Origin of the sequence: Desulfovibrio sp. ZJ746, from assembly GCF_011039155.1 — a bacterium.
Classification (GTDB): domain Bacteria; phylum Desulfobacterota; class Desulfovibrionia; order Desulfovibrionales; family Desulfovibrionaceae; genus Desulfovibrio.
The window spans coordinates 360,660-380,473 of sequence record NZ_JAAKEK010000001.1 but is presented as its reverse complement, the minus strand read 5'-3'; the positions used below and the strand labels follow the sequence as shown (position 1 = coordinate 380,473).

The 19,814-nt window shown below is 65.5% G+C and carries 17 protein-coding genes; 16 read left to right on the top strand and 1 reads right to left on the bottom strand.

Going from position 1 to position 19,814, the window contains the following annotated elements:
* The first annotated feature begins 52 nt into the window (after positions 1-52).
* From G7Y54_RS01705 to G7Y54_RS01660, 10 genes are all read left to right on the top strand, one after another.
* The gene (locus G7Y54_RS01705; protein WP_165076413.1) at positions 53-949 is read left to right on the top strand and encodes a glycyl-radical enzyme activating protein; all 897 of its coding nucleotides are present in this window, start codon (positions 53-55) and stop codon (positions 947-949) included.
* A gap of 555 nt (positions 950-1,504) precedes the next feature.
* Positions 1,505-2,344, top strand: a complete 840-nt coding sequence (locus tag G7Y54_RS01700; protein ID WP_165076401.1) for an amidohydrolase family protein — start codon at positions 1,505-1,507, stop codon at positions 2,342-2,344.
* Between the two features lie 77 nt (positions 2,345-2,421).
* Positions 2,422-3,435 carry a TRAP transporter substrate-binding protein gene (locus G7Y54_RS01695; RefSeq protein WP_165076398.1) on the top strand — a complete coding sequence of 338 codons (1,014 nt, stop codon included), beginning with the start codon at positions 2,422-2,424 and terminating at the stop codon, positions 3,433-3,435.
* A 106-nt stretch (positions 3,436-3,541) separates the two neighbouring features.
* Positions 3,542-4,048 carry a TRAP transporter small permease gene (locus G7Y54_RS01690; RefSeq protein ID WP_165076396.1) on the top strand — a complete coding sequence of 169 codons (507 nt, stop codon included), beginning with the start codon at positions 3,542-3,544 and terminating at the stop codon, positions 4,046-4,048.
* On the top strand, positions 4,048-5,346 hold the full coding sequence (locus G7Y54_RS01685) for a TRAP transporter large permease (RefSeq protein ID WP_165076394.1): 1,299 nt from the start codon (positions 4,048-4,050) through the stop codon (positions 5,344-5,346). Before G7Y54_RS01690 ends, G7Y54_RS01685 begins: the two co-directional genes overlap by 1 nt.
* Before the next feature lie 108 nt (positions 5,347-5,454).
* The gene (locus tag G7Y54_RS01680; protein ID WP_241159322.1) at positions 5,455-6,909 is read left to right on the top strand and encodes a sigma 54-interacting transcriptional regulator; all 1,455 of its coding nucleotides are present in this window, start codon (positions 5,455-5,457) and stop codon (positions 6,907-6,909) included.
* On the top strand, positions 6,896-7,837 hold the full coding sequence (locus G7Y54_RS01675; protein ID WP_165076392.1) for a DUF4037 domain-containing protein: 942 nt from the start codon (positions 6,896-6,898) through the stop codon (positions 7,835-7,837). The genes G7Y54_RS01680 and G7Y54_RS01675 overlap by 14 nt, the downstream gene beginning before the upstream one ends.
* 5 nt (positions 7,838-7,842) lie before the next feature.
* Positions 7,843-8,679 (top strand): tetratricopeptide repeat protein, encoded by an 837-nt coding sequence (locus tag G7Y54_RS01670; protein WP_165076390.1) that lies wholly within the window; start codon positions 7,843-7,845, stop codon positions 8,677-8,679.
* 9 nt (positions 8,680-8,688) lie between these two features.
* Positions 8,689-9,219 (top strand): DUF4125 family protein, encoded by a 531-nt coding sequence (locus tag G7Y54_RS01665; RefSeq protein ID WP_165076388.1) that lies wholly within the window; start codon positions 8,689-8,691, stop codon positions 9,217-9,219.
* 341 nt (positions 9,220-9,560) lie between these two features.
* Positions 9,561-11,042, top strand: a complete 1,482-nt coding sequence (locus G7Y54_RS01660) for an SLC13 family permease (RefSeq protein ID WP_241159321.1) — start codon at positions 9,561-9,563, stop codon at positions 11,040-11,042.
* On the opposite strand, the gene G7Y54_RS01655 is transcribed toward G7Y54_RS01660, so the two are convergent.
* Entirely contained in the window at positions 11,039-12,106 is a 1,068-nt protein-coding gene (locus G7Y54_RS01655) for a LysR family transcriptional regulator (RefSeq protein ID WP_165076386.1), read from the bottom strand. The two genes, G7Y54_RS01660 and G7Y54_RS01655, sit on opposite strands and share 4 nt — an antisense overlap.
* A 175-nt stretch (positions 12,107-12,281) precedes the next feature.
* Between G7Y54_RS01655 and G7Y54_RS01650 the strand changes: the two genes are divergently transcribed.
* From G7Y54_RS01650 to G7Y54_RS01625, 6 genes are all read left to right on the top strand, one after another.
* Complete coding sequence (locus G7Y54_RS01650) at positions 12,282-13,955, top strand: FAD-binding protein (RefSeq protein WP_165076384.1); 1,674 nt, start codon at positions 12,282-12,284, stop codon at positions 13,953-13,955.
* A 26-nt stretch (positions 13,956-13,981) separates the two neighbouring features.
* The gene (locus G7Y54_RS01645; protein WP_165076382.1) at positions 13,982-15,682 is read left to right on the top strand and encodes an FAD-dependent oxidoreductase; all 1,701 of its coding nucleotides are present in this window, start codon (positions 13,982-13,984) and stop codon (positions 15,680-15,682) included.
* Positions 15,683-15,780: 98 nt separating this feature from the next.
* Positions 15,781-17,370, top strand: coding sequence for an outer membrane homotrimeric porin (locus G7Y54_RS01640; protein WP_165076380.1), 1,590 nt, complete (start codon positions 15,781-15,783; stop codon positions 17,368-17,370).
* 73 nt (positions 17,371-17,443) lie between these two features.
* On the top strand, positions 17,444-17,689 hold the full coding sequence (locus G7Y54_RS01635; RefSeq protein WP_165076378.1) for a ferredoxin family protein: 246 nt from the start codon (positions 17,444-17,446) through the stop codon (positions 17,687-17,689).
* Positions 17,686-19,431 carry an FAD-binding protein gene (locus G7Y54_RS01630; RefSeq protein WP_165076376.1) on the top strand — a complete coding sequence of 582 codons (1,746 nt, stop codon included), beginning with the start codon at positions 17,686-17,688 and terminating at the stop codon, positions 19,429-19,431. The genes G7Y54_RS01635 and G7Y54_RS01630 overlap by 4 nt, the downstream gene beginning before the upstream one ends.
* Positions 19,432-19,574: 143 nt before the next feature.
* A complete protein-coding gene (locus G7Y54_RS01625) occupies positions 19,575-19,808 on the top strand; it encodes a DUF1640 domain-containing protein (RefSeq protein ID WP_165076374.1) in 234 nt (77 codons plus the stop codon).
* The last annotated feature ends 6 nt before the right edge of the window (positions 19,809-19,814 follow it).

The window sequence follows — 19,814 nt, the reverse complement described above, 5'->3', positions numbered from 1 at the left end:
GCCCCCGCGGCCGATGCGGGGCGCCCCTGCGTTCAATCCGTGGAGCCCTGGCATGAGCGACGCGCAAACTACCGGCATCGTCTTCAATATCCAGAAATTCAGCGTCCATGACGGCAAGGGCATCCGCACCCTGGTCTTCCTCAAGGGCTGCCCCCTGCGCTGCCGCTGGTGCAGCAACCCGGAATCGCAGCGCCACGAGCCCGAGCACGCCTTCAACCCCATGCGCTGCCTCACGGCCGAGGTGTGCGGGCGCTGCGTCAACGCCTGCACAAGCGGGGCGCTCACCCTGAAGAACGGGCTCATCGCCTTTGACCCGCGCGCCTGCGAACAGTGCTTCGCGTGCGCGGACGCCTGCCCCTCGGGCTCGCAGAGCGTCTACGGCGAGCGCATGACCGTGGACGCCGTGCTCAACAAGGTGGAGGAGGACGGCGTTTTCTACAACCGCTCGGGCGGCGGCCTCACCCTCTCCGGCGGCGAGGCCCTGGCCCAGCCCGACTTCGCCCTGGCCCTGCTGCGCGAGGCCAGGCGGCGCCGCATCAAGACGGCCATCGAGACCTGCGGCTATTACCCGTATGAACGCCTCGCCGAGGCCTGCGCCTCGCTGGATGCCCTGATCTTCGACATCAAGTGCTTTGACCCCGCGCTGCACAAGAAGTTCACCGGCGTGGACAACGCCCGCATCCTCGACAATTTCCGCCGCGTCTGCGAGGACTTCCCCCTCTTGCCCATCCGGGCGCGCACCCCGGTGATCCCGGGCTTCAACGACAATGAGGCCGAGATCCAGGCCATCCGGGAATTCGTGCCCAGGCGCCCCAATGTGGAATACGAGCTTTTGACCTATCACCGCATGGGGCAGCCCAAGTACGGCTATCTCGGCCGCATCTACGAGATGGAAGGCGCGAACCTCGTGGAGGACATCATGCGCCGCCTGCGCGACATCGCGCAGTAAAAAGCCTTTTTCCCTTCCCCACCCCTCGCGCCCGTGGCCCCCCCGGGCGCTTTTTCGTTTTTGGGCGTTAAAACGTGACGCGCCGCGGGGGAAGGATGTTGCATTCTTCCACACTCGGGGTGCCTGCTTGTGCTTTTTTGCATCATTCAGCCAATTTTGTTAACTAACATCCCTGAATCACAAAGAAAAATAAAAAACTTCCCTTGTGCAAAAAAACCACTCCAGGTCGCGGGTATTCCTCATTTTAATCAATTCATTTCAATTGATTACAAGAATATGCGGCCCTGTGGTTGACCTGCGCCGCCGGTGGGTGTTTTGCTGCCATGGGCATCTGGCGCGCGAGAGCAAGCGTGGGACAGGCGCGGCCCCAAGTCCGCGCGGGGCGCGGGCATCCCGTGGTGAACGAGGATTGCCACCCATGACCTACTTAGGAATTGTCCGCGTTTTCACAACAGGCATGAATCCTGCTTGGGGAAGAACAAACACTCCGGGCTCCGCGCTCGTCCCATCCGGCCCCCTGCCGGCCGCGGCGCGTGCCCCAGACAGGGAATTGCCATGAAGATCATCGATTTCCGCTTCCGTCCCAGCACGCCCGAGGCCGTGCAGGGCATGCTCGCCAAGAACGGGGTGTTCAGCCCCATGTTCGAGCTCTTCAAGTTCGCCGACCGCGCCAAGCCCGAGCCCATCGGGAAGATCGTGGCCGACATGCGCCGGTGTGGCGTGGTCAAGGGCGTGGTGACCGGCCGCGACGCCGAGACCACCTATGGCCTCAAGTCCAGCAATCCCGGTATCCTCGAGCTCATGGCCGCCTATCCCGACCTTTTCATCGGCTTTGCCGGCCTTGACCCGCACAAGGGCATGGACGCGCTCGCCACCCTCACCGACATGGTCGTCGCCCACGGCATGCGGGGCGCCGCCATTGACCCCTATCTCGCGCGCATCCCGGCCAACCATGCCAAATACTATCCCATTTACGCCAAGTGCTGCGAGCTCGACGTGCCCATCGTCATCACCACCGGGCCCGCCACCCTCGTGCGCGACGCGGTGATGGACGACGCCCACCCGCGCCACATCGACCGGGTGGCCGCGGACTTCCCGCAGCTCAAGATCGTCATCAGCCACGGCGGCTACCCCTTCGTGAACGACGCCATCATGGTGGTGCACCGCAACCGCAACGTCTATATGGACCTGGCGGAATACGAAGAGCAGCCCTTCTCCGAAGGCTATATCAAGGCGGCCAACACGCTTATCGGCAACAAGCTGCTTTTCGCGAGCGCCGCGCCCTTCATGGATTTTCAGGAGCAGATCGCGCTGTACAAGCGCCTGCCCTTCGAGCCGGCCGTGCGTGAAAACATCATGTACAACAACGCGGCCAAGCTGCTCGGCCTCGAATAGCCCCAGCCCACAAACCGCCGGGGCCGGGAACGGCCTCCTCCCCCGGCGGATAAATGACCGGCCGAAACGAGGTTCCCATGAAACGCTGTTCCCTTCTTCTCTGCGCATTGGCGGTCATCAGCCTCTGCGTCGGCACGGCTGGCGCGGAAGAGTACAAGAAGCAGACCATCCGGGCAGCCACGGCCAACCCAGAAGGCAGCCAGATGACCACGGCCATCAACAAGTTCAAGGAGATCGTCGAGCGCGACTCCAACGGCCAGATCACCGTCCAGACCCTCTACGGCGGCTCCATGGGCGACGAGCAGGCCAACGTGAAACAGCTGCGCAACAACGAGATCCAGCTCGGCGTCATGAGCACGGGCAATGTGACGCCCTTCGCGCCCTCGGCCGGCATCTTCTACCTGCCCTATCTCTTCCCCACCACGGATGACGCCAAGACGCTGCTCCGCGACGAGGAATTCAACAAGAAGCTCGCCGACCAGATCGCCAAGGAAAGCCGCACCCGGCCCCTGGGCTGGCTGCTCGGCGGCTATCGCGTGCTGACCAATTCCAAGCACCCCATCAACACCATCGACGACCTCCAGGGCCTGAAGATGCGCGTGCCGCCCGTGGAAATGCAGCTCGCCGCCTTCCGCTCCTGGGGCGTTGAGCCGCATCCGCTGGCCTGGTCCGAAACCTTCAACGGCCTCCAGCAGGGCGTCATCGACGGCCAGGAAAACCCGCATGCGGTGAACCGCGACCAGAAGTTCTGGGAAGTGCAGAAGTACATCACCGACGTGCCCTACCTGCTCTGGACCGGCCCGCTGCTCGTTTCCGAGCAGTGGTACCAGAAGCTCGACCCCAAGACCCGCGAGCTCGTTGACCGCGCCGCCCGTGAGGCCCTGGAGCATGAGTGGAACTGGATCGCCGAGCAGGAACAGCTCGCCCTCAAGCAGTGCGAGGAGCACGGCATGGTGAAGGGCACCCCCACAGACCTCCCCAAGTGGGAAAAGCAGGCCCGTTCCACCTGGCCGCAGTTCTATGACAAGGTCGGCGGCAAGGACATGGTGAACTCCGCCCTCAAGGCCATGGGCCAGCAGCCCGTGCAATAGGCTAAGTCCGCGCGGCCGGGGCGCCCCGGCCGCGCTCCTTTTTCAGTTCGCCGCCGGGTCTCAGTCCGCCGTCGGGGGACGAGTGTCGTCACGGGGGGATGACAACATGGGCTTTTTGCGACGCTTCTATGACAATTTTGAGGAGTGGGTCTCCGCCTCGCTGGTGGGGCTCATGATCCTCTGCCTCATCATCCAGGTCTTTATCCGCTTCATCTTTGGCTCCGCCCTCGCCTGGACGGAGGAGCTTTCGCGCTATTCCTTCATCTGGGCCGTCTATGTGGGCGCGGCCCTGTGCGTCAAGCGGCGCATCCATGTGCGCATCACCGCGCAGTTTTTGAAGCTCGACACCCGCGGGCGCCTCTTCTTCCTCACCATCTGCGACGCCATCTGGGTCGCCTTCAATATCTTCATCGTCATCAACAGCGTCGAGGTCATCCTCGACGGCTTGGAATTTCCCGAGATGTCCCCGACGCTCGGCATCGTCAAGTCCTGGGTGGAGGCCATCATCCCCTTCAGCTTCGCGCTCATGAGCTGGCGGCTCATCGAACAGTACTACGTCCACTGGAAAGCCGGCACCATGAGCGATCTCGTCAAATTCGAGGAGATGGTCTGATGTCGCCGCTTGAAATCGCCCTGCTCGCGCTGCTCGCGTGCTTCCTCATCGGCATGCCCATCTTCATGGGCCTGATCATTTCCGCCATCGCCGCCATCCTGTGCAGCGACATCCTGCCGCTCTCCATCATCCACAACACGCTCTTTGACGGGCTCAACCTCTTCCCGCTGCTGGCCATCCCCTGCTTCGTGGTGGCCGGCACCCTGATGGAATACGGCAACATCACAGGCCAGATCGTGGACGTGGTGAAGCAGATCGTGGGCCGCTCCTACGGCGGCCTCGGCATCACCACGGTGCTCGCCTCCACCTTCTTCGCGGCCATTTCCGGCTCCGGCCCGGGCACGGTGGCCGCCGTGGGCACCATCCTCATCCCGGCCATGATCCGCAACGGCTATTCCAGGGAATACTCGGCGGCCGTGGCCTCGTCGGGCGGCACCATCGGCGTGCTCATCCCGCCGTCCAACCCGATGATCATCTACGCCATTCTGGGCAACCTCTCGGTGACGGCCATGTTCACCGCGGGCTTCATCCCCGGCTTCATCGTGGCCTTCCTCATGTGCGGCACGGCCTATATGCTCGCCAGGAAAAACGGCTTCGCCGGCGACAAGGACGCCCCGCCCTTCCACCTGCCCACCTTTTTGCGCACCTGCGGCAAGTGCTTCTTCGCCCTCATGACGCCTGTGCTCATCCTGGGCTCCATCTACACGGGCATGGCCACCCCGGTGGAGGCCTCCATCGTGGGCATCGTGTGGGCGCTCTTCGTGGGCATCGTCATCAACCGCGCCCTCAAGTGGGAGCACATCTACAAGTCGCTCATCGAGGGCGCCATCATCTGCGGCGGCGTGCTGCTCATCGTGGGCGCGAGCACCCTGTTCGGCAAGATCCTCACCTATGAGGAGGCGCCGCAAAAGCTCGTCTCGCTGGTGCTGGGCTTCTCCACCACGCCAGAAGTGGTGCTGTTGCTCATCATCGCCATCCTCTACGTGCTCGGCATGTTCCTCGAGACGCTGGCCACCATCATCATCCTCGTGCCGGTGCTTTTGCCGCTCATCCTCAAGCTCGGCATCGACCCCATCCACTTCGGCATCATCCTCGTTGTCACCAACAACGTGGCGATGCTCACGCCGCCGCTCGGGGTGAACCTCTTTGTGGCGTCCAGGCTCTCCAAGCTGCCTGTGGAAAAGGTCTCGGTGGCGGTGCTGCCCTATATCGGCGCGTTGACCCTGGCCATCCTCATCTTCACCTTCTTCCCCTCCATCGCCACCTGGTTGCCCCGGGTACTCGGCTACGGAGGCTAATTCAAGCCCGGCGGGCATCCCCTCCCCCGCGGGGGGATGCCCGGCCGCGCGCCGGGCGCAGACCCGGATGGTCCGGGGCGAAAAAGGCTTTCCCGCAAGGCCGGATACATGTATAACCCCCCCATGCTTGCGGACTACATCGAACAGCTCTATGACACCTTCCGCGACGCTGTCTGCGTGACAGACGCCCGCGGTGTCGTTGTTCTTGTCAACAAGCGCCATTCCGAGCTCACCGGCATCCCCAAGGAGGACATCCTCGGAAAGCGCGTGCAGGACATGGTCCAGAACGGCATCTTCGACGTGGTGCTCAACGCCAAGGTGGTCAACAGCGGCGAAAAGGTGGCGAGCGTCCAGCATCTCTACAACGGGCGCATCCTCCTCCTCGACGGCTACCCCATCAAGAACGACGCCGGCGAGGTGGTCTATGTCGTCACCATCATCCGCGACATTACCGTCTTGAGCGAACTGCGCGAGGAAGTGACCGCCCAGAAGGAACTGCTCGAGACCTTCCAGGCCCTCAACAGCGACGCGGCCGTGCCCGACGCCATCCAGTATCCGCGCGTCCTCCAGAGCCAGGCCATGCAGCGCCTCTACGGCGAGGCCGCGGACATCGCCCGCACGGACGCCACGGTGCTCCTCCTGGGAGAGACAGGCACGGGCAAGGATGTCATGGCGCGCCACATCCACCACCTGAGCGGCCGCGCGGACGCCCCCTTCATCAAGGTGGATTGCGGCAGCATCCCCGAAAACCTCATCGAGACCGAGCTTTTCGGCTATGTGCCGGGCAGCTTCTCCGGCGCGAGCAAGAACGGCAAGGCCGGTCTTGTGGAGGCCGCCAACGGGGGCACCCTCTTCCTCGACGAGGTGGGCGAGCTCCCCATGCCCATGCAGACGCGGCTTTTGCGCGTCCTGCAGGACTGGGAAGTGCTGCGCGTGGGCGCCACCGTGCCCCGCAAGGTGGACGTGCGCGTCATCGCCGCCACCAACAAGGACCTGGAAAAGGAGCTGGAGCGCGGCAGCTTCCGCTCCGACCTCTATTACCGGCTCAAGGTGGCGGTGCTCACCCTGCCGCCCCTGCGCAAGCGCAAGGCTGACATATTGCCGCTGGCCCAAGGCTTCCTCACCTATTACGGCAAGCGCTTCCACAAAAAGGCGCGCCTCTCGGAAGAGGTGGAGCACATCCTGCGCGGCTATGCGTGGCCGGGCAATGTGCGCGAACTCGAAAACCTCATCCAGGGCCTGCTCGTCACCTGCAAGGGCGGCTACATCCAGGCGGCCGACCTCGCGGGCATCCGCCCGGAGACGCCGGCGCCCGACATCGCGCCCGCGCCCTTCCGCCTGCCCGACATCGAGGGCCGCTCGCTCAAGAGCATCATGAAGGAAGTGGAAGGCCAGGTGCTGGAGGCGGGCCTTCGGCGTTACGGCAGCATCGGCGAGCTGGCCCGGCATTTCGAAATGGACAGGAGCACCATCTTCCGCAAGGTGCGCGGCCTGGGCGGCGCCAAGCCGTCACGCAGGGCCCGCAAAAAGCGGGAAAGGAGCGCTGAAGATGAAAGGCCTTGAACTGGCGCGCGCCTTTTACGCGGCCTCGCGCCCGGCGCTCGTGGCGGCCATGCCGGATGTGATGGCAAAGGCCGCGGCCGGCCTCGCGGGCGAGGGCTCGGAATGCCTCGGCTGCGACGACGCCGTCTCGCAGGATCACGATTTCGGCGCGGCTTTCTGCCTCTGGCTGCCCCGGGAGGTCATGCGCGCCGGGGGCGAGCGCATCGAGCGGGCCTTCGCGGCGTTGCCGGCGGAGTTCGAGGGCTATCCATCGCGCCTTGCTCCCCAAGCCCGGCTGGGCCGTGTGGGCCCGCTTTCCGTCGATGGTTTTTACGCCTTTTTCACCGGCCTTGACACGCCGCCGGCAACATGGCGCCAGTGGCTCGCCATCCCCGAGCACAGGCTTGCAGCGGCCACCAACGGCGAAGTGTTCGAGGACGCGGACGGCCGCTTCAGCGCCTGGCGCGAGGCGCTGCTCGCCTACTATCCGCGCGATGTCTGGCTGAAAAAGCTGGCGACAAAAGCAATGCTCGCGGCCCAGGCCGGACAGTACAACCTGCCGCGCGCACTCGGCCGGGGCGACGGCCCCTCGGCCATGCTGGCGGCGGCGCGCTTTGCGGAAGCGGCGCTCGGCCTCGTTTTTTTGCTCAACCGCCGCTACATGCCCTTTTACAAGTGGGCGCCCAAGGTCGGGCGCGAGCTGCCCCTCCTCGGGACCTCCCTCGGACGCGTGCTGGACGGCTTGGCGGCCCAGCCCCTGCGCGGGCCCGAAGACATGGCGGCGGCCGAGCCCGTGGAGGCCTTTTGCGCCGACGTGGCCGACCACCTGCGCTTCATCGGCGTGAGCGAAGCTCCGGGCGCGTGGCTCTGGGCGCATGGGCCGGCCATCATGGCCCATGTGCGGGAGCCGGACATCCGCCGTCTCAACCTGCTGGAAGAAGGAGCCTGAGCGCCATGGCAGAACAAAGTTCGGAAGCCCGGGCGCAGGCCGTGCGAAGCGCCCTCGACCTCATGCGCGAGGGCAAGCTCCGGGAGGCAGCCGATGCACTCGGCGCGTTGGCCGCCGGGGCGTGGGAAGCCACGTTCGAGGCCGTGCGGCTGCGGGCCTTGGCGCTGGATGGCCTCGGGCGCGCGCGCGTGGCTCTCGGGGATGCGGCCGGCGGCATCGCCGCCCTGCGCGAGGCCGCGGACAGCCTGGAGGGCGCCGAGGCGTCCCTGCTGCCGCTCCGCTGCCATGTGCTCCAGAACCTGTGCTTCGCCCTTTCGGAAACGGGCGCCACCGCCGAAAGCGCGACCGCGGGCGAGGAGGCGGCGAAGCTCGCCGAAAGGCTCTACGGCACGGACTCGCCCGAGCTCGCGGGCGCGCTCTTCCGGCTTTCGGCCGCGCCGTACCGGGCGCGCGATTTCGCCCGCGCCGAGGCGCTCATCCTGCGCGCCAAGGCCATCTGGGAGACGCAGGCAGGGCCGGTGCCGCAGCAGGTGGGCACCTGCCTCAACAATCTCGGCCGCATCCACGAAGAGCTCGGCGACATGGAGGGCGGCATCGCCTTTCACCGCGAGGCCGTGGCCTTTCGGCGCCAGCTCCCCGACCGGGAAGATCTCGCCTTTTCCCTCGGCAATCTCGGCGTGGCCCTCGCGCAGGACGGCCAGTGGCGCGACGCCTGCGCCGCGCTGGAGGAAGCCCTTGAAACCTACGTCGCCATCGGCAAGGGCGAAAGCCGCGAAGCCCGCGGATATGCGGCCAATCTCGACATTTGCCGCCGCGCCCTTGATGAAGAACGGAATCTTTAGGAGACTGCCATGAAAACGAGCCCCGAACGCGAGGCACTGCTCAACGAAATCATCGAGCGCGAGCTCGCCATGTTCCTGGCCACGCCCAACGAGGGCGGCACGGCCGACTGCCAGCAGCGGCCCGACACCTTCCGCGTCATGCGGCGCATGGCGCACATCACCCATGACGACGCGACCCTGAAGTCCTACCTCGACGACCTGCGCGCCGCCGAGGAAAGCGGCCGCAACTTCATGCTGGAAAAGTACGCGCGCATGGACGACCGCCTGCCCCCGCTTTCGGAGAGCCCGCTGCTCGACGAGATCGCGGATGCGGAAAACGCCTTTCTGGAAGAAGCCGCCAAGGTGCGGCCCGACCGAATCCAGCGCAACGGCTCGGACATCTTCCGTCGCTATTTGCGTTGCGAGCTGGAGACGCTCTCGCCCGAGACGCTGGCGCTCTATGCCGAGGAAGTGCGCCGCGCCAAAACCGAGGGCCGCAACCTCGTGCTTGAGCGCCACCAGTGGCTCGCCGACTTCATGGCCGCCCATCCCCGCGGGTAATGGGCGCCAGAGGAGACACCCGTTTTCCGCTTCGCTCCAGACGGATTTAAGGAATTCAGCCCTCAGCGGCCTTGTCTCTCATTTCCCAAGGCGGCGTTCTTTCACCCCAAAGAGCGCCGCCTGCCGTTTTTTCTCCGCTCTCGCGGGCGGCCTCCGCAGTATTTGATTTAATCAAACACCATTGGATTTTTTTCGATTTGACAGAACAGCCCCCGCGGCATGATACGGATTTCACAAAATCAGGGCCGAATGGGCATCGGCCTGCTCAATGCCCGGAGCGCGGCGCCCCGTCATGCGGACAGCGGCGGCGCCCCCGGGCGGAAGCAGCGAGGGTCTTCTTCATGACAGAAAAAACCGTTCCCCAAGCGGGCGCGGCGGCGGCCAAAAAACCGCTCTCGCCCATGTATCTGGTGCACACGGCCATCTGCCTGATCATCACCTTCGGTTTTGGTCAGCTCACGCCCTTCGGGCCGCTCACGCCGCTCGGCATGAACCTCATCGGCATCTTCCTGGGCGTGCTCTACGGCTGGATATTCATCGAGATCGTCTGGCCCAGCCTGCTCGGCCTTCTGGCGCTCATGCTCACCGGCGGCATGAAGCCGGGGCAGTTGCTCAACAAGAGCTTCGGCGACCCCATGGTGCAGATGATGTTCTTCATCTTCGTCTTCTGCGCCGCCATCAATTACTACGGGCTCTCCAAGTTCATCTCGCTGTGGTTCATCACCCGCAAGTGCCTCGCCGGGCGCCCGTGGCTTTTTACCTACGTGTTCATGGGCTCCATCTTCATCCTCGGCGGCCTCACCTCGGCCTCACCCGCGGCCATCATCGGGTGGTCCATCCTCTACGGCGTCTGTGACGCCTGCGGCTACAAGAAGGGCGAGGGCTACCCGACCATGATGGTCTTCGGCATCGTGTTCGCGGCCCAGGTGGGCATGTCGCTCATCCCCTTCAAGCAGGTGCCGCTCACCGTGCTCGGCGCCTATGAAAACATGAGCGGCGTCTCCATCGACTACGCGAGCTACATGCTCGTGGCGCTCGCCATCTGCGCGCTCTGCTCCGGGGCCTTCATCCTGCTCGGCAAGTATCTCTTCCGGCCCGACATGAGCAAGCTGCTCAAGCTGGAAGCCGAAAAGCTGGATACGGAAGGCGCCCTCAAGCTCAACAGGGTGCAGAAGATCGTGCTCATCTTCCTCTTCCTGCTGGTCCTGCTGCTGCTCGCGCCCAACTTCCTGCCCAAGGGCTTCTTTGTGACCAAGTTCCTGCGCTCCATCGGCAATACGGGCATCGTCATCCTGCTCGTTACCGTCATGGCGGCCATCAGGGTGGACGGCAAGCCCCTGCTCAACTTCAAGATCATGGTGGATTCGGGCGTCACCTGGGGCATCATCCTCCTGCTCGCCATCGTGCAGCCGCTGGCCGCGGCCATGGCCCATACGGACAGCGGCATCACCGCCTTCCTCATGAACGCCATGGAGCCCATCTTCAGCGGCAGCACCCCGCTCACCTTCGCCATCATCATCGGCTTCGTGGCAACGGCCCTGACGCAGGTGATGAACAACGGCGCCACGGGCATCGCGCTCATGCCCATCGTCTTGAGCTATTGCCAGGCCTCGGGCGCCGCGCCGGACCTCGCCCTGATGATGGTGGTCATGGGCTGCCACTTCGCCTTCCTCACGCCGGCGGCCAGCGCCAGCGCGGCCCTCTTGCACGGCAACGAGTGGGCCAACGCCAAGTCCATCAGGCGCACCGCGCCGGTGGTCATCCTGGTGTCGTGGATAGCCACGGCCCTTGTGGTGGTCACTCTGGGCGTGGCGGTGTTCTAGGCATCCACGGGCCGCGCCCGGCCTTCCCGGGCGCCCCGCTTCTCAGGCCGGGCCCTGCGCCCGGCCTTTTCTTTGGCGCCCTCCTGAAGGGCCGGGACCTGGCGGGCATTGCGCCAGATGGTCTCCGCGTCCAACGTGGGCAGCGGGAGGAAGAAGCCCCGGAGGGCCTCGATAAAGGCCTGCGCCTGCGGGCTGACATGCTTGTGGCGGCGCACGAGGATGCCACAAAGCCGGTTGGGGAAGAGATGATCCAGCGGGCGCGAGACCAGCTGCTCCCAGTCCGCCCCAAAATTGGTGCCCTGGAGGCAAAGCTCGTCCATGAGGGCCACGCCGAGGCGATGCCAGACATAACGCAGGGCAAGGTGGTAGTTGCTGACGCGGATGATCGCGTTTTTCTGGATGAAGTCGCCCATGCCGGAATGTCGGCACCAGCAGCCGAGGTCATCCGGGTCATCATCATCGGCAAAGGCCACATAGGGGAGGCGCCTGAGGTCGTCGATATCCGGCACGAGCGGGATGTTCCACGGGTTGTCGCGGTGCATGACGAGCAGGGGCCGCGACTTGAACAGCACTTCCAGCCGGTCGTCGGCCGGTTTTTCGATGACCGGCAGAAGCCCGAAATCCACGCGTGAATCGGCCACATCCCTGCGCACTTCGGAGGAGAGGCCCCGCTTCACGGTCAACTCCACCCCGGGATGGCGCCGCAAAAAGTCCACCGTGGTGGGCACGGAAAGGCTGGCGATGGGCAAGGTCGCCGCCACGGTGACAGCACCCTTGAGCTTGCCGCCGGCGCTGCCCACCGAGGCGCGCATGCTCTGCAGGGCCTCGAAGGTGGTGATGGCCCAGTCGAGGAGCTTGGTGCCCTCGGGCGTGATGCGCAGGGATTTTTTATAGCGGTCGAAGAGGACGGTGTTGAGCGCCTCTTCCAGCGAGCGGATCTGGTAGCTGATGGTCGAGGGGTTGCGGTGCATGTGTTCCGCGGCGCGGCGCACGCTGCCCGTCTTGGCGACCCAGTAAAAACCGCGCAGCCACTGGAGAAAATCGCCGTTGAGCTCGTCGATCACGGGGTGCCCCCTGTTGGATTTTTTTCCACAATGCGTGATTTTTATTGATTTGACAATACAGCGCGGGCGTATGATTTTTCCTTCACAAACTCGCAGAGCCCGTGCGGCCCCGCTGGGGGGCCAGCCCAAGCCCGGGCTGTGAAGTGTCCGCACACCTTCAGACCAGGATACCGGCATGAGAACGACCAGGCACAGTCTGGGCACGCTCGTGGAAACCGACGTGCTCGTCATCGGCTCCGGGGCATCCGGCTGTGGCGCCGCGCTGGGCGCGCGCGACCAGGGGCAGGATGTCGTCATCATCGACAAGGGCAAGCTCGAGAGCTCGGGCTGCATCGGCGGCGGCAATGACCACTACATGGCCGTTCTCAATGAGGAGGGCGAGCCCTTCGACACCGCCGACGACCTTGTGAAATTCTACGCCAAGCCGCTCAACGGCTGGACGCCCACCATGCTCGTCAACGGCTGGTACAACCACATGCCGCACTTCCTCGACATCCTCGGGGCCGCGGGCGTGGACTTCGGCCGCAACCCCGACGGCACCTATGTGCGCACCCAGGGCTTCGGCCAGCCCGGGCGCTGGTGGGTCCACATTTCCAACGGCATGACCATCAAGCGCGTCATGGCGCGCCTCGTGCGCGAGAGCGGCGTCAACGTGCTCGACCGCATCATGGCCATGCGCATCCTCACCGACCACGGCAAGGCCTGCGGCTGCCTCGGCTGGAACGTGCGCACCGGCGAATATGTCATCATCCGCGCCAAGACCGTGGTTTCCACGCAGGGGCGCTCGGCCACCCGGGGCACGGACAATTCCACGCACAACGCCTACAACGTGTGGATGTATCCCTACAACACCAGCGCGGGCGTGGTGCTCGGCTACGAGGCCGGCGCGGCCGTGACCGAGCTCGACACCTACCAGCGCGCCACGCTCCTGCCCAAGGGCTTCGGCTGCCCGGGCATGAACGGCATCAACAGCTCCGGCGCGCACGAGCTCAACGCGCTCGGCGAGCGCTTCATGTGCAAGTACGACCCCATGTGCGAGAACGGCGTGCGCAACAACCAGATCCAGGGCACCTTCCAGGAGCAGATGGAGGGCGCGGGCCCGCCGTTCTACATGGACATGCGCCATGTGGACCCGGCCGTGGTGCACGAGCTCCAGTATGTGCTCATGCCCGGCGACAAGGCCACCTTCGGCGACTGGGCCGACTGCACCCACACGGACTTCCAGCACAAGCTGCTTGAGGTCGAGATCGGCGAGCTCATCTTCGGCGGCGCCATCGCGGTCAATGACCAGTTCGAGTCCTCGGTGCCCAACCTCTTCAACGGCAGCGTCTTCCTCTACTGCTCCGGCGCCATGTGCGGCGGCTACGAGGCCGGCGGCAAGGCCGCCATGCGCGCCGCCGGCATGAACGAGGCCGGCCAGGTGGACGAGGACATGGCGAAGACGGTGAAGGACAAGATCTTCAAGCCCATGGCCGACCCCGTTGGCGACTCCGTGAGCTATGAGGAGCTGGAGCAGGCCACCCGCAACGTGATGGACTATTACATGGGCTTCCGCCGCTCCATGGCGGGCATGGAACGCGCGCTGGAAAAGATCCGCTTCCTCTCCGGCCAGGCCGACCGCCTGCATGCGTCGAGCCTTCGCGAGCTCATGCGCTGCCACGAGAGCCGCGACATCCTCGCCGTGTGCGAGCTTGCCATCCAGGCCACCATGGAGCGCAAGGAGTCGGGCCGCTGCGTCTATCGCGTGCGCGAGTTCCCGGGGCTCAATCCCGAAATGGCAAAGCCGCTCCTCCTCATCAAGGAGGCCGACGGCCCCCGCTTCCAGTGGGGCAAGGCGCCGCTGCTGTAACCATCCCTGCCGCAAGGAGTTCATAGATGCCTCCCAAGTACAGCCGAGAATTGCGCGAGCCCGTCGCCCAGGGGCCGCGCCTGAAGGAACAGTTCCGCACTTCGCCCTGTGAGGGCGCCTGCCCGGCCGGCAATTCCATCCAGAAGATGCAGGCCCTCGCCGAAAAGGGCGACTTTACCGAGGGCCTGCGCTACCTCCGGGCAAAAAATCCCTTCCCCGGCGTCACCGGCCGGGTCTGCCCGCACTTCTGCATGGGCGCCTGCAACCGCAACAACCTCGAGGGCGCGGTCAACACCCGCGCCCTTGAGCGCGCCTGCGCCGACATGGCCGAGCGCGGGGCCGTGCTCTTCCGCAACCGGCCTGCCACCGGCAAGAAAGTAGCCGTCATCGGGGGGGGCCCCGCCGGCCTCACCAGCGCCTACTTCCTCGCGCTGCTCGGCAATGCCGTGACCATCTACGAGGCCGAGCCCATGCTGGGCGGCGTGCCGCGCTACGGCGTGCCCAATTTCCGCCTGCCGCGCCACGTGGTGGACCGCGAGGTGGGCCTCGTGCTCGAGACGGGCGTGCGCGCCCACGTCAACACCCGCGTGGGCGTGGACATCAGCATGGACGAGATCCGCGACCGCTTTGACGCCATCATTGTCGCCACGGGCGTGCCGGCCGAAAACAGCCTGCCCATCCCGGGCGCGGAAAAGGCCGTGCGCGCGGTGGAGTTTTTGCGCGAGTCCGCCCTAGGGCGCAATACCGGCAAGATCGGCAAGAAGGTCGTGGTCATGGGCGGCGGCGGCGTGGGCTTTGACTGCGCCTTCACCGCCAAACGCCTCGGCGCGGACGAAGTGCATGTCATCTGCCTTGAAAAGGCCGGCGAGATGCGCGCCCCGGCCGAAGACCTGGAGCTCGCCGCCAAGGAAGGCGTTGAGATCCACAACTGCTGCACCATGTCCGGCATCCGCACGGAAAATGACAAGGTGACCGGCGTGGACTTCTATGAAGTGAAGGAATTTCGCTTCGACGACGCCGGGCGCCCTGTCTTCGAGCCGCTCCCGGGCGGGAGCCACACCCTTGACTGCGACACGGTCATTTTCGCCGTGGGCATGAAGACGGACCTTGGCTTCCTCGGCGAGAACGCCGGCGGCATCGAGCTCAACCCGCGCCGCTGGATCGTGGTGGACAAGCAGCAGGCCACCTCGCGCCCGGGCGTCTGGGCCGCGGGCGATGTTTCCGCCGGGCCGGCCTCCATCGCCCGCGCCGTGGGCGACGGGCGCCGGGCGGCCTTCGCCGTGCACGCGGCCCTCACCGGGGAGGACGCGCGCGTGTGGATCATCAACGACGAGAACATGCTCGAGCCGCGCGACGACATGGCCGGCACGGCCGACCCCTATGTGGTGCCCTTCGCGGAGATCTATGGCGTCTCCCAGTATGCGGAGGCGCAGCCCGAAAAGGAGGCCGTCAACGACTGCGCCAAGGCCTTCGCCGAGCTCAACCTCGGGCTCACCCGCGAGCAGGCCGAGGCCGAGGCCGCGCGCTGCATGCACTGCGGCCACTGCAAAGCCTGCGGCACCTGTGTGGACGACTGCCCGGGCTATGTGCTCGAAATGGTGCCCTTTGCCGGCATCGAGCGCCCGCAGGTGGAGCACGGCGACGAATGCTGGCATTGCGCCAACTGCCGCACGAGCTGCCCCACGGGCGCCATTGCCTTCACCTTCCCGCTCAGGATGCAGGTCTAGCCTGCACGACATAGGCTGGGGGAAACCCCGCGCCGGCATACGGGCGAGCCGGCGCGGGGGCGACAGGAGTGCCCGGACGGCATGAAAGGGGGATCGACATGCTTTCCTGTTTCTGCAAATCGCGCAAACGCGTGGTGAGCTTCCTGGCGGCGGCCCTGGCCGGCGCGGCGCTGTTGGGGGCGCCGCTCAAGGCCGAGGCCATCGACTTCAAGGCCCACGGCTGGTGGCTGTTCAGCGCCCAGTATGGCCAGAACGGCAACTTCAGCAACAAGGGCCACACCGGCTACGACAACCTTGAGGACGACTTCGAGGCCCGCTCGCGCGTGCGCCTCCAGTTGGACGCCGTGGCCTCCGAAAACCTGAGCGGCCAGGTGTATTTTGAAATCGGCAAGTTCATCTGGGGCAAGGCCAAGGACCCGCAGGGCGGCGGCGCCCTCGGCGCGGACAGCACCATCATCAAGCTCAAGCGCGCCTACATCGACTGGATGGTGCCGCAGACCGACCTTTCCGTGCGCATGGGCATCCAGGCCTTCCGCTCGCCCTATTTCGCCCTTGACGGGCCGACCGTGCTCACGGCCGACGGCGCGGGCATCACGGCCAACTACAAGATCAACGAGAACGCCAGCGTCACGGGCTTCTGGATGCGGCCCTACAACGACAACTATATCTCGGCGAGCGGCTACCAGAACGGCTTCCTCGACAATACGGACTTCGGGGGCCTGTTCATCCCCCTGCGCTTCGACGGCGTGGCCATGACGCCCTGGGGCATCTACGGCGCCATCGGCCCCAACACCTTCCGCACCGACAAGGAGCCGAAGCCCGGGGAAAACCGCTTCTTCGGCCAGCGCATCAACGGCGTGGACGGCAACTATTTCATGAGCGGCATGTTCCCGCTCATGGCCGACAAGAAGGCCATCAACCGCAAGACGCCCAGCGAATACGGGAATGCCTGGTGGGGCGGCCTCACCGGCGAGCTCACCCTGTGGGACCCCTTCCGCGTGGCCTGGGAATTCACCTACGGCAGCGTGGACTGGATGGACGACGCGGCCATGAACCGCAAGGGCTGGATGGGCGCCCTGCTCTTCGAGTACAAGCTCGACTGGGGCATCCCCGGCCTCTATGGCTGGTATTCCTCGGGCGATGACGACGACCTCGGCAACGGCTCCGAGCGCATGCCCTATATCGTCAACGACTTCGGCGTCTCCGGCTTCTCGGACACCTTCGCCGGCCCGGACGAGAACGGCCTCGAGCGCGACCGCGTCATGGCCAACACCCTCATCGGCACCTGGGGCGTGGGCGCCCGGCTCAAGGACGTGAGCTTCCTGCCGAAGCTGCGCCACACCCTGCATGTGAGCCTGTGGGGCGGCACCAACAGCTCCGGCATCCTCGAGAAGATCCATGACCGCACAGGCTCGTGGATGTCGCCCAACGTCAACAACTCCACCAACTTCGTTGTCCCCGTGGGCCGCGACAACATCTACCTTACGGACAAGGACTACGCCCTCGAGATGGGCCTGCTGAACAAGTACAAGATCTACGACAACCTGTCCGTCAATCTCGAGGCGAGCTACGTGCACCTGATGCTCGACAAGTCCGACGACACGTGGGGGCTCGCCACCACGGGCGGCGGCAAGCGCGGCATCCGCGACGCCTGGAACATAAGCGCCCTCTTCATCTACGCCTTCTAGGCAGCCCATCCCTCCTGCCTCATGTTGCCGGGGCTTCCCGGAAGGGGAGCCCCGGTGACGGGAGAAAACCCGCATGATCAAAAGCATCGACCGCGACACCTGTATCGGCTGCGGCGCCTGCGTGCGCATCTGCCCGCTGGACACCCTGCGCATGGGCGAGGACGACAAGGCCTATGTCGCCTACCCGGATGATTGCATGACCTGCTTCCTCTGCGAGCGGGCCTGCCCCTCCGGGGCCGTCGACGTTGACCCGCTGCGCGAGGTTTTGCCCCCTACCTTCCCGGACGTGCCCGTTGAGCTTGGAGGAGGCCGCGCATGAAAAGCGACGTGAAAATCAACCGCGTGGAGACCGACCTCCTCATCCTCGGCGGCGGCTCGGCCGGCCTGTGGGCCGCGCACCGCTTCTCCGAGCTCATGCCCGGCCGCAAGGTCACCATCGTGGACAAGGGGCCGCAGGACTGGGGCGGCCTCATGACCATGGCCGGCGGCGACTTCGAGGCAGTGCTGCCGCCGGACACGGTGGACGAATGGCTCGAGGACCTCGTCTATTATTTCGACGGCCTCTGCGACCAGCCGCTCATGGAGGCCCTGCTCGCCCGCTCGGGCGACCGCATGCGCGACTATGAGCGCTTCGGCTGCGAATTTTTCCACACCCCGGACGGCAGGCTCAAGAGCGTGCCGCAGCGGGGGCTGCCGCATGTGAAGCTCTACCCCGCGCAGCAAAAGGGCCGCGGCGGCGAGCTCATGGCCAAGAGCCTCGTGGCCCGGCTCAAGGACGCCGGCGTCACGCGCATGGGGCGCATCATGCTCACCGACTACCTCGTGCGCGACGGCCGGGTGGTGGGCGCGGTCGGCTTCCACTGCAGAACGGGCGAGGCGTACATCTTCAAGGGCGGCGCCATCATCGCGGCCACGGGCATGGGCGGCTGGAAGACCTCCTACGGCAAGAACACGCCCACCGGCGAAGGCATGCAGATGGCCTTTGAGGCCGGGGCCGAGCTCCAGGACCTGGAATTCTGCCGCGTGTGGAACATGCCGCGCCTCTTCGCCTGGGAAGGGCAGACCCACCTCTTCCCGCTGGGCGCGCGCTTTGTGAACCGCTTGGGCGAGAACTTCATGAGCCGCTATTCGCCCATCCTCGGCCCCAACACGGACCCGCACTTCACCACCATCGGCATGGCGCTGGAGATCCGCGCCGGGCGCGGGCCCATCATCTTTGACGTGAGCCCGCTGCGCGGCGATGACATGATCCTGCTCAAGCCCCAGACCGGCTGGCAGAAGCTCAACTACGACAAGCTCTGCAAGCTCGGGCTCGACCTCTTCAAGGACAATACCGAGTGGGTGCCGCAGATGACCGTCTCGCACGGCGGCATCCGCGCGGGCATCGACGGCTCGACGGCCGTGGCCGGCCTCTTTGCCGCGGGTACGGCGCGCAGCCTCGAGCCGGGCGTGTATGCCGGCGGCTTCGCCCTCATGACCACGGCCGTCACCGGCCACATGGTCGGTGAGACGGCCGCCGCGTGGCTCAAGGACGCGGACGCGGCCCCGGCGCTGGACGAGGACGAGGCCATGGCGCGCCTTGACAGGGCCTATGCGCCCCTCGGGCGCACCGGCGCGGACACGCTGACGCCCAAGGAGGTGCTCACCAAGCTCCAGGCCGCGGTCTTCCCCTACGATGTCTCCATCGTCAAGAACGGCCCGGCGCTGGAAAGGGCGCTCAAGGAAATCGAGCGCATCAAGGCCGAGGAGCTGCCGCGCATGGCCGCGGCGGATTCGCACTACCTGCTCAAGCTGCACGAGGTCAACGCCATCGCCTTTGTGAGCGAGCTCTATGTGCGCGCCTCGCTCACGCGCAAGGAGACCCGCGCGGGCCACTTCCGCGAGGATTATCCGCACATGGACCCGGCCGGGCCGGCCTGGTTCTTCATCCGCCACGGCGCGGAAGGCCAGCCGGAATTCGTGCGCGAACGCGTGCCGCTGGAAAAGTGGAAGGTGCCGCTCACCCGCTGCTACCAGGACAACTTCAACTTTGTGGCGGCCGAGGAGACGGCAAAAGCGTAGCCATCGGCAGATGGAGCCCAGAAAAACAGGCCGCGCCCTGAGGGGTACGGCCTGTTTTGCATTTGTGGGGCGGCCCCCTTCGGGACCGGATTTGACGCAACCCCGTGATGTGTCTATTCTCTCACACAGGCACAGGAGGTCCCATGCCCGCGACGACCTTTGACACCCTCAGTTATTTTGAGCGACTCAAGTCCGCCGGTGTCCCGGAGGCTCAGGCCCGGATACAGGCGGATGCCCTGCGCGAACTCGTTGACTCCTCCCTTGTGACCAAGCGCGACCTGCGCGAGCTCGAATACAAGCTGACCATCCGCCTCGGCGGCATCGCCGTTGCCTGCACGGCGCTGCTTCTCGCCGTGCTGCCCATGATGATCAGGTAATTTGCG